The sequence below is a fragment of the Streptomyces sp. NPDC104106 genome (assembly GCF_055584345.1).
The window spans coordinates 1-15,124 of sequence record NZ_JBVJMF010000031.1; the positions used below are offsets into that span (position 1 = coordinate 1).

7 protein-coding genes and 6 pseudogenes are annotated in these 15,124 nt (G+C 70.0%); 8 read left to right on the forward strand and 5 right to left on the reverse strand.

The features are described 5' to 3' along the window. The 3 genes and pseudogenes from ACZ60X_RS41140 to ACZ60X_RS41150 form a co-directional block, all read left to right on the forward strand. Nucleotides 1–798: PP2C family protein-serine/threonine phosphatase (locus ACZ60X_RS41140; RefSeq protein ID WP_469610483.1), on the forward strand; the 798-nt coding region annotated here is incomplete at its 5' end. A 75-nt stretch (nucleotides 799–873) separates the two neighbouring features. Further along, a pseudogene (locus tag ACZ60X_RS41145) lies at nucleotides 874–1,531 on the forward strand (IS3 family transposase); the annotation flags it as partial. A 961-nt stretch (nucleotides 1,532–2,492) separates the two neighbouring features. Continuing rightward, complete coding sequence (locus ACZ60X_RS41150; protein WP_469610486.1) at nucleotides 2,493–6,908, forward strand: cation-translocating P-type ATPase; 4,416 nt, start codon at nucleotides 2,493–2,495, stop codon at nucleotides 6,906–6,908. Nucleotides 6,909–7,881: 973 nt separating this feature from the next. On the opposite strand, the gene ACZ60X_RS41155 is transcribed toward ACZ60X_RS41150, so the two are convergent. Both ACZ60X_RS41155 and ACZ60X_RS41160 read right to left on the reverse strand, forming a co-directional pair. Then, a complete protein-coding gene (locus tag ACZ60X_RS41155; protein ID WP_469610489.1) occupies nucleotides 7,882–8,733 on the reverse strand; it encodes an RCC1 domain-containing protein in 852 nt (283 codons plus the stop codon). An 84-nt stretch (nucleotides 8,734–8,817) separates the two neighbouring features. Then, nucleotides 8,818–9,344 (reverse strand): annotated as a pseudogene (locus ACZ60X_RS41160) (IS5 family transposase); the annotation flags it as partial. A gap of 1 nt (nucleotide 9,345) precedes the next feature. Here ACZ60X_RS41160 and ACZ60X_RS41165 point away from each other — a divergent pair. Next, nucleotides 9,346–9,564, forward strand: a pseudogene (locus ACZ60X_RS41165) (ISAzo13-like element transposase-related protein); the annotation flags it as partial. Between the two features lie 543 nt (nucleotides 9,565–10,107). Here ACZ60X_RS41165 and ACZ60X_RS41170 read toward each other — a convergent pair. The 3 genes from ACZ60X_RS41170 to ACZ60X_RS41180 form a co-directional block, all read right to left on the reverse strand. Continuing rightward, nucleotides 10,108–11,364 carry a M20 metallopeptidase family protein gene (locus tag ACZ60X_RS41170; RefSeq protein WP_469610614.1) on the reverse strand — a complete coding sequence of 419 codons (1,257 nt, stop codon included), beginning with the start codon at nucleotides 11,362–11,364 and terminating at the stop codon, nucleotides 10,108–10,110. A 270-nt stretch (nucleotides 11,365–11,634) separates the two neighbouring features. Further along, entirely contained in the window at nucleotides 11,635–12,474 is an 840-nt protein-coding gene (locus ACZ60X_RS41175) for a transposase family protein (RefSeq protein WP_469610492.1), read from the reverse strand. A gap of 51 nt (nucleotides 12,475–12,525) precedes the next feature. Beyond that, entirely contained in the window at nucleotides 12,526–12,981 is a 456-nt protein-coding gene (locus tag ACZ60X_RS41180; protein ID WP_469610494.1) for a hypothetical protein, read from the reverse strand. A gap of 159 nt (nucleotides 12,982–13,140) precedes the next feature. Here ACZ60X_RS41180 and ACZ60X_RS41185 point away from each other — a divergent pair. The 4 genes and pseudogenes from ACZ60X_RS41185 to ACZ60X_RS41200 all read left to right on the forward strand — a co-directional run. Then, nucleotides 13,141–14,262, forward strand: a pseudogene (locus ACZ60X_RS41185) (ISAzo13 family transposase); the annotation flags it as partial. 140 nt (nucleotides 14,263–14,402) lie between these two features. Further along, nucleotides 14,403–14,720: pseudogene (locus ACZ60X_RS41190) on the forward strand (helix-turn-helix domain-containing protein); the annotation flags it as partial. Beyond that, nucleotides 14,716–14,823, forward strand: a pseudogene (locus ACZ60X_RS41195) (IS630 family transposase); the annotation flags it as partial. The pseudogenes ACZ60X_RS41190 and ACZ60X_RS41195, both read left to right, overlap by 5 nt. A gap of 22 nt (nucleotides 14,824–14,845) precedes the next feature. Then, on the forward strand, nucleotides 14,846–15,031 hold the full coding sequence (locus tag ACZ60X_RS41200; RefSeq protein ID WP_469610616.1) for a hypothetical protein: 186 nt from the start codon (nucleotides 14,846–14,848) through the stop codon (nucleotides 15,029–15,031). The last annotated feature ends 93 nt before the right edge of the window (nucleotides 15,032–15,124 follow it).

Here is a 15,124-nt window from a genome sequence, read left to right on the forward strand (position 1 = left end):
GCCCTGCACACGGACAACGCCCGTTTGCACACGGAGGTTCAGGCCACCGCCGAGCACCTGCAGCGGGCGCTGCTGCCCGACCTGCCCCACGTGGGCCCTCTCGAGCTCGCCGCCCGCTACAACCCGGCCCGTAGCGAGACGGCGGAGGTCGGCGGCGACTGGTACGACAGCTTCACTCTGCCCACCGGGGACACCACCCTGATCATCGGCGACGTCACCGGCCACGACGTACGCGCCGCGGTCACCATGAGCCAGGTCCGCAACATGCTCCGTGGCATCGCCTGCGACCGCCAGGAACCGCCCAACGCCATCCTGCGCCGCCTCGACCTGGCCCAGGACACCCTGCTGACCACCACCGCCACCTGCATCTACGCCATCGTCCGCGGCCCCGAGGGCGGCCCGTGGCAACTGAACTACTCCAACGCCGGCCATCTGCCGCCACTGCTGGTCACGTACGAGGGTGACACCCGCTACCTCAACTACAGCCACGACCTTCTCCTGGGCGTCGACCCCCACCACCCCCGCAGCCAGGCCACCGTGGACCTGCCCGCCCGCTCCACCCTCCTGCTGTACACCGACGGGCTGGTCGAACGCCGCGGCGAGAGCCTGGACGCCGGCCTGACCCGGCTGCGCCAGCACGCCGCCGCCCTCGCCCGCGAACCCCTGCCCGTGCTGTGCGACGAACTCCTCGCCGGCCTCCTCGCCGAGCGCTATCCCGACGACGTCGCCCTGCTCGCCCTCCGGCTGCCCCCGACCCGGCACCAGCGCCTCTCGTCGGCTGCATCTGTAACGGGGTGAGGGCCCGGCTGAGGCTGATCCTTGGGAGTGGACACCCTGACAATGGATCTTGATGGTCCAGGGAGGGATGTCCAGGTGGGACGCAAGTCTCCGTATCCGGAGGAGTTCAGGAAGGCGCTGTCGCGCTCTACCGCGCCGCAGCCGGGAAGCGGACGTACGCGGCGGTGGCCGCGGATCTCGGGATCACTGCGGAGTCGCTGCGGACGTGGGTCCGCAAGGACGACTCACAGGCCGTGCCCGAGGGCCGCGACGGCAGCGTGAGCGCGGCCGAGGCACTGGCCCGGTTGCGGGCGGAGAACGCCCGGCTGCTCAAGGCAGAGCAGGAGTGGCAGCTGGAACGCGAGATCCTGCGCCGGGCAGCGGCCTATTTCGCCCGGGAGGTGAAGTGAGCCCCCGCCGCTGGGACTTCATCTCCGACAACCGTGCCGACTTCGGCGTCAAACGGATCTGCCGGGTGCTTGGAGCGTCCCGCGCCGGCTACTACCGGCACCTGGCCACCGAGCAGACCCGCATCGAGCGCCAGGCCGAGGAGAAGCGGACCGTGAGCGAGATCCGCGCCATCCACGCCGAACACCAGGGGGCGTATGGGGCTCCGCGCGTCCATGCTGAACTGCGTGCGAGAGGGCGCAGGATCAACCGCAAGCGCGTGACCCGGCTGATGCGCGTCCACGATCACCGACGTCCTCACCCGAACCGGCACCCACCTACGCGACGGGGACATCGTTTCCTTCCGGGCCGCGCTGGGGAGCCAGCTCTATGCCGCCGTCCTGCGGCCCTGGAACCGGCATCAGTGCGGATGCGGACAAGCGGGCACTGAGGAAGCCTGGTGCGATCCAGCCGTCCGCGAGCCGTTCATCGCAGCTCTCTCCATCGCCTGACAGAGCCCAGTCGCCTTCGCTGGGCATCCGGCAGTACGAGGCGCGCACCTCCTGCGGGCAGACACTCGGTCCGGCCAGGCGGGCCCGAACCCTGCGGCGAAGCGCGGCCACGATGTGCTCGGTGCGCTCCCCGTCCATCGCGCTCGCAGTCCGGCCGCTGTGTGACGCCGGTGCTTCCAGGCCGGGGGTGCGGGGCTGCGCCCGGTCAGGTGCTGTCCAGCCCGGAAAGCTGTCGCCATGGGGCGCCGTGCACGGCTCGGCGCCGAGATGTTGCTTGCAGTGCGCTCACCAGGCCGCCGTAATGCTCGCCCCGCCGATGGCCGGTTATGGCAAGGGGGTCGGGGGGTAGTAGGCGTTTCTCAAGGCAAGGGCGATGTGACGGTGTGCGCTTCGCGTGCGCGGGTGAAGGTGGACGGCGTGGATTTTCCGGGTGGCTCCTGGGTCAGGTCGGCTTTGGCTGTGCCGGTGGCGGCAGTGGAGATGGCCTCGGCGGCTGTGGTGTACAGCGCCGTCACCGGTATGCGCACGACTGCTCGGGCAGCCGGTCAGGTGGGTGAGCACGGTGTCTCTGCACTGCGGTGGGCCCGCGCGGTCGTGCCGGGACTGGACGGGGAGTCTGCGGTCGCCCGTGGTGTGTCCGCTACGAGGCTGATCTGCGCCGTTGGACGTAGTCGGGCGGTGTGGACATCGGGTGGGCGTGCACACATAGAGGTGCGTGGTCTGGGGGGTGACGGCGAGCCTCACCACCGGTATGTCGCGGCCCTGACTCGGGCGCTGCGCCGACTGGAGGGCGTGCACTGGGCGGAGGTGAACGCGGTGACCGGGCATGTCCTGGTCGCCTACGCCGAGGGCACGGTGGACATCGACGAGCTTGTCAGCGCCGTCGAAGCCGTAGAGGAGGCGCACCGCTCGCATGTGGCGAACGGGGACGACAGGACGCACTGCCGACGCCCTGACGATGATCTCGCACAAGCCTCGGCGCTGGCGGCGCTGGCCGCCGACTGTGCGGGAGCCGCGGCGGCTGTCATCGGCAGGGTGGCCGGCCTGCCGCAGGTGCCCAGCCCGGTACGGGCCGTGGTGGCGCTCGCTGATTCTGTGCCATGGGTGCGCGGTGAGCTGGAGCGGCGTCTGGGCCACGCACGGGCCGACGCACTGCTCGCGTCGGTGAACGCCGTCGTGCAGGGAGCCGGGCAGGGATTGGCGCCGCTGGCGGCCGATGCGGTGCACCGCAGCTTCCAGTTGTATGAGATCGCGGCCCGCCGCGAGTCATGGCAGCGCCGGGAGCGCGAACTCACCGTCCCCGGGCGCCAGCCGCAGGAGCGTGGCGAGCGCGCCGTGCGACCTTGTCCCTTGCCGGACGGGCCGGTGGAAAAGGCTGCTGACCGGACGGCGCTCGCCCACCTGGTGGGCGGACTCGGGGTCCTGGCCGCCACTGGGGATGTTTCGGTGGCGGCGGAGGGTGTGCTGGCCACAGTGCCCAAGGCGGCCCGCCATGGACGGGAGGCCTTCGCGTGCGTGCTCGCTCATGACCTCGCGCGCCGCGGTGTCGTGCTGCTGGATCCAGGTGCGCTGCGGCGGCTGGACCGTATCAGCGCGGTCGTGATCGACTCGCGGGTACTGTGCGACGGCCAGTTGCGGCTGCTGTCGGCCGTCTCGACCGCGGACGCGCTCGATGACGCGGGAGTGTGGCGGGTAGCCGGTGAGCTGCTCGACGGCCACGGGCCGCAGGAGCTGACCGGTCCCGGACCCTGGCCCGCCCCCGGACGGACGGCGGCCGACGCGACCGCGGAAGCCGGGTGGCACCTCGTACGGGCGGCAGACGCCCCGCCGGGTGGCCCCGCGGACCCGCAGGGCACTGTTCTGGATCTGGTCGACGGTGAGGGGCGACGCTGCGGCCGGGTGCGTGTGGGGTCCTCACTGGACCCCCTGGCCGAGGCGCTGGTGGCCACCGCTCACCAGGTCGCCCGCAAGGTGGTGCTCAGCGAACACGCCAGCACCGGAGAACTGCTGCCCTGGGGTGACGACTCGCCAGTACCCGCAACCCAACTCCTCTCTGCAGTAAATGACTTGCAGCAAGAGGGGCATGTCGTGCTTGCAGTGGTGCGTGGCGAGGACGACGCGTTGGAGGCGGCGGATGTCGGCGTCAGTGTGCTGGGCGGCGCCGGCGGGCCGGCCGACTGGCGCGCCGACCTGGTCTGTGGGCCCGGACTGCGCGAGGTGTGGCGGCTGTTGACGGCTGTGCCGGTCGCCCATCGGGCCAGCGCCCGTGCGGCTCAGTTGGCGCTGAGCGCATCCGCACTGGCCACGCTCTTGATCGCGGGGCGCCGTCGGCGCCGACGCGCGGGCAGGGGGCTGCTGAGGCGAGCGATGATCTCATGGCAGGACGTTCCCCCGGTCTACATGGCCTCGATGTCAGCCATGTGTGCCAACGCGGTCGCCGCGCGGCGGATCAACCATCGCCCGCCGCCACGGCCCGTGATCCGCGACGCCTGGCATGCGCTGACCGGCCGTGAGGTCTGGCAGCGGCTCGGCGCGAGCGAGGCCGCCCAGGTCACCCGCAGCGAGCAGCCTGGTACAGCAGGGTGGAAGAACCGCATGCGCCAGGTTGAGGCACGGCTGGCCGGGGTGCCGCTGCTGCGGCGCACGGTCATCGACCCGGCGCGCTGGACGGCTCGGCTGGTGGTGGCCGCCCGCCAGGAGCTGGATGATCCGCTCACGCCGGTACTCGCTCTGGGCGCTGCGGCTTCCGCCGTCGTCGGATCCAGTGTGGACGCCGTACTGGTCGCCGCGGTCATGGCGGGTAATGCCCTCATCAGCGGGGCGCAGCGTATGCGTGCGGAGCAGGCGCTGGGCGAACTGCTGCTGGACCAGCAGGTCCGGGCCCGCCGTGTCCCCGCCGGTGCTCTCGCGGATTGCCAGGGCGCGGATGACTGCATGGAACGCATCACCGCCCTGCCCACCCAGGTGATCCCAGCCGATGAGCTGTCCGCCGGCAACGTGATCGTGCTGCGCTCCGAGGATGTCGTACCCGCCGACGCCCGCCTGCTGTGGGCGGACGCTCTGGAGGTGGACGAGGCGACGCTGACCGGCGAATCCCTGCCTGTGGCCAAGAGGGTCGAACCAGCACCCGGCGCGGATCCCGCAGAGCGGCACTGCATGGTCTACGAGGGCACGACCGTCGTCGCCGGACAGGCGGTGGCGATCGTGGTAGCCACCGCCGAGGCCACCGAGACCGGCAGGGCCGCCGCCCTGGCCGGCGCCCCTGAGACAGGCTCCAGCATGCACGCACGGCTTGCTGAGCTGACGCGACGGGCCCTGCCGGCCACCGCGATCGGTGGTGCGGCGGTCACCGCCCTGGGCATGCTGCGCGGGCTGCCGCTGCGACGCGCGCTGGAGTCGGGCGTCGCAGTAGCAGTGGCCGCCGTGCCCGAGGGACTGCCGCTGGTGGCCACCGTCTCCCAGCTGGCCGCCGCGCGCCGCCTGTCCCGGCTGGGCGTCCTGGTGCGCTCGACCAACGCCCTGGAGGCTCTGGGCCGGGTCGACACCCTGTGCTTCGACAAGACCGGCACCCTCACCGAGGGCCGCCTGCGCCTGGTCCGCGCCGCCGGCCCCACGCAGGCGTTGCCCTTGGACAGCGACGACGGCCGACGCATCGTCCGCGCCGCGGTCAGGGCCTGCCCGCCACCCGGTCCGGACGGCGGCCGGCAGGTGCCCCATGCCACCGACCGTGCCGTACTGGCAGCCGCCCGCGACCTGCCCCCGGATACCGCCTGGGCACTGGAGGAAGAACTGCCCTTCGAGACGACCCGCGGCTACTCCGCCTCACTGGGCCGCGACGGCGAGCACACGGTGATCACTGTCAAGGGGGCGCCCGAAGTACTGCTCACGCGCTGCACCCAACTGCACGCATCGGGGCAAGACGTCCCTATGACCGCCGCCCGCCGTCGCACCGCAGCCGCGACCGTACGCCGACTCGCCGGGCGCGGCCTGAGGGTACTCGCCGTCGCCGAGCGACCCCTGTCCACCACCCTGGAGGCGGCCGGAGCCGTCGCCGACCATGTGGAGGAGCTCACCCTGCTCGGCTTCATCGGCATCGCCGACACGCCTCGCCCGCACGCTGAGGAAGCCGTGCACCAACTGCACAAGGCAGGGGTGCGGGTCACCATGATCACCGGTGATCACCCGGCCACCGCCGCGGCCGTCGCCGCGCAACTGGGCATTCCCGACGCCGACCAGGTGCTCACCGGTGCCGAACTCGATGCCCTGCCCGCGGCGGAACGCCTCGCCGCCGTCGAGCGGACGGCCGTCTTCGCCCGGGTCTCACCCGCGCAGAAGGTACGCATCGTCAAAGACCTCCGCCGCGCCGGACGAGTGGTGGCGATGACCGGCGACGGCGCCAACGACGCGGCTGCCATCCGCCGCGCCGACGTAGGGATCGCGGTCGCCGGCCGCGGCTCCACAGCCGCCCGCAACGCGGCTGACCTCGTGCTCACCGCACCCGACAACACCCTCATCCTCGACGCGCTACGGGAAGGCCGCGCCCTGTGGGGCAGCGTCCGGGACGCAGCCGCCATCCTGGTGGGCGGCAACGCCGGCGAGGTCGCCTTCACCGTCCTGGGCACCGCACTCGGCGGCGAGGCACCCCTGACCACCAGGCAACTGCTGGTGGTCAACATGCTCACCGACATGCTGCCCTCCCTCGCTGTGGCCATCACCCCCGCCGACCGCACCGACCCCGACACCGCGGTCGACCTGACCGGCGGCCCCGCACAGGGCTTCACCGGCAGCGACATGGGACAAGCATTGGCGATCCGCGGCACCGCAACCGCCCTGGCCGCCCTCGCGTCCTGGCAGATCGGACACCTCACACGCCTCATCCCCGGTGGAGGACGGCGCGCCTCCACGATGGGCCTCGCCGCACTCGTCGGCGCCCAACTCGGCCAAACCCTCCTCACTCGCTGGCACAGCCCCCTCGTAATCGCGACCTGCGCAGCCTCCGCAACCGTCCTCTTCCTCATCGTCGAGACACCCGGCATCAGCCAGTTCTTCGGCTGCACACCCCTGGGACCAGGCGCCTGGACCGTCGTCGCGACCGCTGCAGCCACGGCTACCGCAGGCGCCGCCGTCGCCCCCCGCCTACTCACCAGCCGCGGCGGCCCAACCGGACCGGCCGGCCACCACACGACAGTCGCACCGTCCTCGATGGCGGGGCCGTCCCGCACTCGCCCGTAGGCCGCGCCCGCTGCCGACCGGTGCGCGCCAGAAGGCGAGTGCACAAATGCCACGGACTTGAGACTGATCATGGTGACACGGCCATGAGACAACCAAGAAAGCCCAGGTGGCAAAAGATCGACATGTCGGACGCGGTGAGATCCTACAACCGCCAGGAAGCGGCCTGTACGGCCGTCTCCCGCGTTTTCGCCCCGCCCAGGACTCCTCCCCCGGGCGGGGCGCGGTGCGTCGGACCGTCAGGCCGCCGTACGGCGCCTTTCGTTGGTGGGCTGCGGGCTGCGGCCGTACGGAAGTTGTGGGCGGTTGCCGGGCTAACCCCCGGGGCCCCGACCTTGGTGGCGCCCGCCAAGGGCCGGGGGGCTCCCAGGCTCCACCGTCCGTTCCGCACGCCTGTGTTGGGCGTGCCTGACCCCCGAGGGTGAAATCGTCGTACCCACGCTCGCTCTGCTGGTCGTCATGCTGCTGGTCCTGGTCGTCCTGCTGTTCATCAGCGCGCTCGCCTACGCCGCCCACCGCCTCCCGCGGTTCACCCAGCCGCTGACGGTCGCGCTGCTCGGTGCCAGCGCCCCTGCTGTGGGCAGCGTCCCGCGAGACGTCGCCGGCTGCCATCACCCACACGGGCCAGCCTCGGCAAGGATGTTGCGGCATATGTTGCGCGAGCCTTCCGGAGGTCCGCGCATTTGCACAGGTCACCATGCCTAAACCGGTGTGGTCGGGGGTCTCACATTCCCTCAGCGCACCCTGCGCCGCTCCTGTTTGGAGAAGAAGGTGGAAGGGAACGGGCGGGCGGGAGCGCCTCGGGGGATCCGGGGGCGTCGGCGGTCTCCCTCTCGCGCGTCGGTGGTGCCGCGCGCGTCTCCGGCCGCTGTGGGCGTCCGGGGAGAACGGGAAGGGAGTTAGGACTGGAATCAGAGTGAGGTCTCTGGGGCTCGAGAATGACGGTGGGTCAGTTGGCGTTGGCGCGGCCCGGGGCCTATGGAAGGTGTACTCCGGACCAGGCATCGACTTCGCACTGTCTGTCGGCATTGTTCCCTGCGGTCACGACTGTGCCGTTGGCACGCAGGCCGAGGGTGTGCGTTGAACCGGCCGCCGCGGCGACAACGTTGTGCCAATCGCCGACTTCGCACTGTCCGTAGCTGTTGTCTCCCACTGCGAGAACCCGCCCGGACGCTGTGACTCCGACGGTGTGGTAGCTGCCCGCGTCGAGTGCCACGACGTCTTCCCACTCATCGACCGCGCACGCCCCGGCTGCCCGCTCTCCGGTCGCTACTGCCCGCCCGTCGGCTCTGAGACCGACGGTATGGAGATACCCGGCCGAAATGGCGGCCAGGTCACGCCACCCCTCAACGGCACACTGCCCTCGTCGGTTGTTCCCCACGGCCAGCGCAGAACCATCCGACCGGACGCCGACCGAGTGCCAGTCACCACACGAGAGGACCACCATCTCGCGCCAGGACTGCACGTCGCACTGTCCTTCTGAACTCCGGCCAACTGCCAGCACGCGACCATTCGCGAGTAGCCCGAGCGTGCGGCGCCAGCCCGCGGCCACGGCCGTGACGCCTCGCCATCCGGCGACATCACATTGCCCATCGCCGTTCCACCCCGTTGCCAGCACCGTGCCGTCCGACCTGAGTCCCACCGTATGAGACCTGCCCGTATTCGTCGCTGCATGGACGTTGCCGGCTGCCACCGCGACGACGTCTTCCCATCGCTCGACACGACATTCAGCGGCTGCGGTATTGCCCACAGCGAGAACGGTTCCATCCCAGCGCCGTCCGACCGAATGACGCCTTCCGGCCGCCAGCGCCGACGAGTTGGCGAGCATTTGCGCCTCCTTGTGCTTGGCGCGAGTCCGCGACACGGGATTCCACCTTACGCTGGCCTGGAATCAGAGCGGGGTCCTCAGTCGTCACCAGCAAATGACGGCACAGCCGAGTGTGATGAAGGCCTGGTGGATGTCGTCGCGGATCTCCCAGCGGATGCGTAGGCGGCGGAACCAGTGCAGTAGCGCGATGGCGCCCTCCACGACCCAGCGGTGCACGCCGAGTCCCGAGCCGTGTTCCGTGCCGCGTCGGGCGATGTGCGGGGTGATTTGGAACCGTCGGACCTGATCGCGGTAGCTCTCGTGGTCGTAGCCGCGGTCGGCGTAGAGGTGCTTCGGGCGTCGCAGCGGTTGGCCGCGTTTGCCTCGGATCGGCGGGACGGCTCGGATCAGTGGGATCAGCTGGGTCACGTCGTTGCGGTTGCCGCCGGTCAGCGTGGCGGCCAGCGGGATGCCGTGGGCCTCGACGATCACGTGGTGCTTGCTGCCAGTCTTGCCCCGGTCCACCGGGGACGGGCCGGTGGCCGCACCACCTTTCATCGCCCGCAGATGGCTCGGTCGACCGACGCCCGGGACAGATCCAGTACGCCGGTCGCCCGCAGTTCGGCCAGCAGCCCCGATGAGCGGGGCGATCCGATGTCGCCGCTGCGTTGGACGGTGAAGTCGACCAGGAGCCTCGCGGCCGAGCTGACCCGTCAGGGGCACAGGGTGAGCGCGGACACGGTCGGGGACCTGCTGCGTGAGGAGGGCTTCAGCCTGCAGGCCGGTGCCAAGACCATCGAGGGCAAGCAGCACCCGGACCGTGACGCCCAGTTCCGTTACATCAATGAGCGGTGTGCATCGTGAAGTCGCAGGTCACGGGTCTTGCGTGTCGTTGTTTCGGGGTGCTCGCGCTGATCGTGCGGGGCAGTCTGGGGAGTAGATCGTCTGGCGGGGCGGCTTTCCGGGTTCCCGCCCGTGGTCGAGGGTGTCGCTTCTACGATCCGGCGCATGATGGACCCCGAGGTGCTGGAGCGGATCACCGCGCGACGTGCGGAGCTGGACGGACTCGAAGAACAGCTGGCCAGCCCTCCTGGGCAACCTGCTGCGCAAGCTCCTGCTCTCCCTCGACGACCGGCCCCGAGCCACGTGACAGTCAGCGACAACCGTCCGTCGCCAGCCTTCGCCTTCACAAGAAGCCGGCGCGTGGGTACCGGGCCGCAGGGGTAGCAGATCAACTCAGAGCGTGAGTCTGCGGCTCACGGGGCCCGGTTTCGTGTCCGGCCGCACGGGCCTCGTCGAAGGGCCTTTCGCGAATGGCGCCAGGTTCACGACCGAAGTGGCTGGGACACTGTGCGCACACCCCGGCCTGACGGCAAGAGGCGTTGTCCGCCGCCGCTAACAGCGGGCCCGTTCGGCGAGCCAGGCCGCCATGGCGCGGACGCCCAGGCCGATGGCCCGCTCGTCCGGGGTGAAGTCCGGGAAGTGCGGGTAGGAGGTCGTGACGGCGGCGCCGGGGGTACGGACCCCGAGGAATGTGTACGTACCCGGGATGCGGTTCAGGTAGAGGGCGAAGTCCTCGCCGCTGAAGGGAATCGCCGCGTGCATCACGGTCACGGCGTCCGTGCCTAGCGTGCGGCGCAGTTGACGTGCGACGGCGCGGGCATCGCCCACCGGGCAGACCGTGGCGGGGAACGGCTCGGCGGGGAAGGTGACCTGGGCGCCTTCGTACCGCCCGGCCAGTCGGCGGATGTTCTCGCGCACCTCCTGGTAGCGGTCCGGTGGCCAGCAGCGAGAGGACACGCTCACCGTGGACTCCTGTGCCCGTGCCTGGGCGACCACGAATCGGGTCAGCGGGCCGCCCGGTGTCTGCAGTTCCGCTACCAGCTGTGCCAGCTCGGCTTCGGTTGTGGGTGGCTTCACCGTGGATAGGGCGCCGATCTCGGTGGCGAGCCGCTGTGCGGCCGCGGGCGCGCCCAGACCGGACAGGGTTATCCCGGCGTGGTCCTGTCCGGGCAGCCCGTAACCCGGGGTCACAGCGAACTGTCCCACCGGGAATGGTCCGCAGTGCAACGCGTGGATCTCTTGGACTCCGGTGCGCTCCAGGATCCCCGAGTCCAGCACCTTGCGTGCCCCCGCCAGCGACTCCTCGGCGGGCTGGAAGAGGAACACCACGGTGCCACTCAGTCGTTGACGCATCTGGGCCAGGGTCCGTGCGATGCCTACGGCCACCGTGGTGTGGATGTCATGCCCGCAGACATGAGCGGTCGCGGGCCCGCCACCGATGATGCTCTGCGGCGGCACCGCGTCCATGTCGGCCCGGTAGGCGACCGTCCGGCCCGGCAGCGAGCCGTGCAGGATACCGACGACGCCGTTGCCGCCCACTCCTGTGGTGACGCTCAGCCCCGCGTGCTGAAGGTGCCGGGCCACCAGCTCGGCGGTGCGATACTCCTGCCCCGGCGCCTCGGGGTGTCGGTGGATATCCCGCCGCAATGCGATCAACTCGCGCTCCAGCTGGGCCATATCGGGATGCACCGGCCTGCTCGCCACCGGCTGCCCGTTCCCCTCGGCAAAGGCCGCCCCTCCGCCGAGGATCGCCGCACCAGCCGCGACCGCCCCGCCCAGCATCACACGACGCGCGAGTCCCTGCTCCATCGGTCGGTCCACCCTCTCCCCCTTGCTCCCGTGCCCTCCTGATGTGGTCTCTCAAGCGTGTCGGCAACCCACCCGATCGCCCAACCGGCCAACCCCCGCTTCAAGGTGCGGAAAACCCCCGGGCCAGAACCCACCAAGCACCATCGGCGCCGGCCGACCTCGAAGCTTCGCAGCCAAACGGTGAATAGGTGCGTGCATCGTCAAGTTGCTGGTGATGGCTCTGGTGTGCGTGGGCTTCGGGGTGCTCGGCCTGGTCGGGGGCATCGCCGGTCACCGGGAGACCTCGCGGTACGTCAAGACCAGCAGCGCCCTGACCAGGGCAGTCGCCCATCTCGGGTCGGTGCGGAGCCTGCCGAGCACCCGCCAGTTCTTCAGGTGGGCGAAGCCGTGCTCGACCGGCGCCCGCACCGCGGCGAGTGCGGTGTTGGACAGCTTCTGACCGCGGGTCAGGGGCCGGTTCCGGGCGGCCTTGTAGCCGGTGATCACCGTCGGGTCGGCGTCCGGACCGCTGTCGTCGAGGCCGACGAACCCTAGGTCGGCGATGGCGCCGAGCCCGGCCGCCCGCAGGTGAGCGGTGAGCCTGTCATGGCGGCAGGCGGTGATCTCCGACGTGCGTCCGGGCCGCACTGCGGAGATCCATATCAGCCGGCCGCTCTCGTCGGTGAGCGCGATCACGAGCAGGCCATGGCACTTGCTCTTGCCCGAGTAGTTCCTCCGGTTCTCCCTCCCGGTGCGCCGCCGGGTGCGGATGAGGGAACCGTCCAGCAGTACGATGCCGCCGCCCTTTCGGGTGATCTTCTTCAACGCCCGGTCCAGGCGCGGGGCACGGGCAGCCAGCAGCCCGACCACCTCGCGCACCCAGCGCGTGACAGTGGTGCGGTGTATCCCGTTCCCGCCGGCCAGATCGCCGGGCCGCTGGTCACAGCGCAGCACCGCCACCACGATGCCCGCGATCTTCCCGGCGGACAGCGCCCGCCACCGCGATCTGATCTTCTTGCAGTGGCCGCGGATCAGGTCGGCGAGGTAGTTCAAGGTGGTGCTCGACAGCGGTAGACGGGCGGTGTAGACAAGCGGGTCGGGGCCCTCGGCGTGAGGGTTGTTTTTCTTCACACCAACCTCAACTTCCGCCGGGGTCCGCCAGTTACGCCCCATTCCGTGCGATTACCGGCGTGCGGTGAAGCGTCCGTCGGGGCGTTTGTGCAGCCAGCCACGGTCAGCCAGCTTCGTCAGCTTCCCGCGCAGCGGCTCCAGCTTGCCCCGCACCCCGGTGTCCAGGCCCAGCACCTCGCCGATCTGCCGGACCGCGACCGGACCGTCGGCCTGCCGCACCGCGGCCAGGATGCGCTGGTACTCCGCCGGCAGCGCGGACTCGGCCACGCCCGGCGCTCGGTCCGGGACCAACCGCACTGCCCGGCCCGCTACTTGAACGACCGACGCCCCGGCCTGCGTCTGCTCGTCGGCGATCTGCTCGCTCAGCCGCTGCAGAACCCGTTCGGCTACGGCGAGCTCGTCCCGCTCCGCCCGCACCTCCACCAGCTGTTTGGCCAGCTGTTCTTCGAGTTCATCCAGCTCCGCACGTCGCGCGGTGATCCGCTCCAGCACCTCGGGGTCCATCATGCGCCGGATCGTAGAAGCGACACCCTCGACCACGGGCGGGAACCCGGAAAGCCGCCCCGCCAGACGATCTACTCCCCAGACTGCCCCGCACGATCAGCGCGAGCACCCCGAAACAACGACACGCAAGACCCGTGACCTGCGACTTCACGATGCACACCGCTCAATGAGCGGGCCAGGCAGCACATCGATGCCGGACAGCTGGTGATCAGCGTTGATGCGAAGAAGAAGGAACTCGTCGGCGACTACAAGAACGCGGGCCACCAGTGGCGGCCTGCCGGTGAGCCGGTACTGGTCAAGACGCACGATTTCCTGGACCGGCAGGGACCGGGCAAGGCGATCCCCTACGGGATCTACGACATCGCCGCGAGCACCGGCTGGGTCAGTGTCGGCACCGATCACGACACCGCCGCGTTCGCTGTCGCCTCCATCCGCCGCTGGTGGCAGGGCCGGGGCCGGCACGGCTATCCGGCCGCCACGCGTCTGCTGATCACTGCGGAGGCGGGCGGGTCCAACGGCTACCGCACCCGGGCCTGGAAGACCGAACTCGCCGCCCTGGCCGCGGAGACGGGCCTGGACGTCACGGTCTGCCACATGCCGCCGGGCACCTCGAAGTGGAACAAGATCGAGCACCGGCTGTTCTCCCACATCTCCATGAACTGGCGCGGGCGACCGCTGACCAGCCACGACGTCATCGTGAACAGCATCGCGGCGACCACCACCCGCACCGGCCTGAAGGTCCACGCAGAACTCGACCCGGGCACCTACGACACCGGCATCAAGGTCACCGACAGCGACATCGACGCCCTGCCCATGCACCGCCACCGCTTCCACGGTGCCTGGAACTACACCCTCCACCCTCACCCCCGCGACACCTCTGGCGCAGTCCAGAACCCACGGTCAGCCGGCGGCCCGTGCCCGCAGCCCCGCACAAGGGGTCTGCGAGACCCGGAGCTGACCGGCATGCCCGAACCCGCGCTGGACGAACTCATCAACCAACTAGCCGTGGATTTGGACGAGTTACGTGAGCAAGGGCGGCTCCAACAGCGAGGAGGCGAACGCATCCGTGCTCGCGGTGCAGGGGCCAAGGACAAGCTGACCACCGCCGACAGAGTCCTGGCCACCGTGCTCTACCTGCGCAAACTCGGCACCAGAGATCTGCTTGCCCAGCTCTTCGGAGTCACCGGCAGCACCCTTACCAGGGCCGTCCACCAAGTTCAGCCCCTCCTGGCGGCGCACGGCTACACGATCCCGCCCGACAGTCAGGTTCCGCACCCCCGCTGACGTCACGGCGTTCCTCGAGAACCGCAGCCCCACGGAGATCAAATCAGCATGTTGATTCTCTGCGAGCCCTTACGAGCTGGTGCGTGATAGCGGGTGAGGTGTCGCACTTGGCTGGTGGCATGAGTCCGACTGTGGCGATCATGGTCAATCGGGCGGTCTCGCGCATCGGCTGTTCACGGGGATCTCTCGGCGTCATCTGGCCTTTCTGACCGATGAGTTGGCCATGCCATGGCAGGCCGGGGTTCGAGGGACGTCGCCATGCTGCGCGAGGCGGGGTCAGGAACCGGGCCGCAGGGGCCGGAGCCCGTCATCAACTGGTCTTCGTCGACCGGCTGACGGCCACGCTCATTCATCTGCGACACGACCTTCCGCACGTCGTCCTGGGGCTGCTGTTCGGGGTCGACCGCTCCACCATCACCCGTGCAATCGGAGAAGTAGGCACCCTGCTAGCCAAGCAACGACCCCCAGTTCATCGATAAGGTTCGCGACATCGTGGGTCTTTACCTCGACCCGCCGGAGAAGGCGCTGGTTCTTTGCGTGGACGAGAAGAGCCAGATCCGCCAAGTTCGAGCAGCAGGCCACCCTGGAGGGCTGCGACTTCAACGCCTCCCCGAAACTGCCCGCTGCCCAGATCCGCGACCTCGCGGCCCTACGCTGGCTCCACTCCGGCGAGTCCGTCATTCGGTTCGGACCCGTCGTTATCAACGGGGCTGAGCCCCTCTCTTCTCTGTCTGCAACGAGCGTCACCGTGAGCGTTCAGCGTCGTTGATGCATTGCTATCAACGGGAGTTCTTCAACGAGACGGAACGACATCAGTGGCACACAGCTTGGCGGTCCGGCCCGCGAACGGGCAGCGGACTGG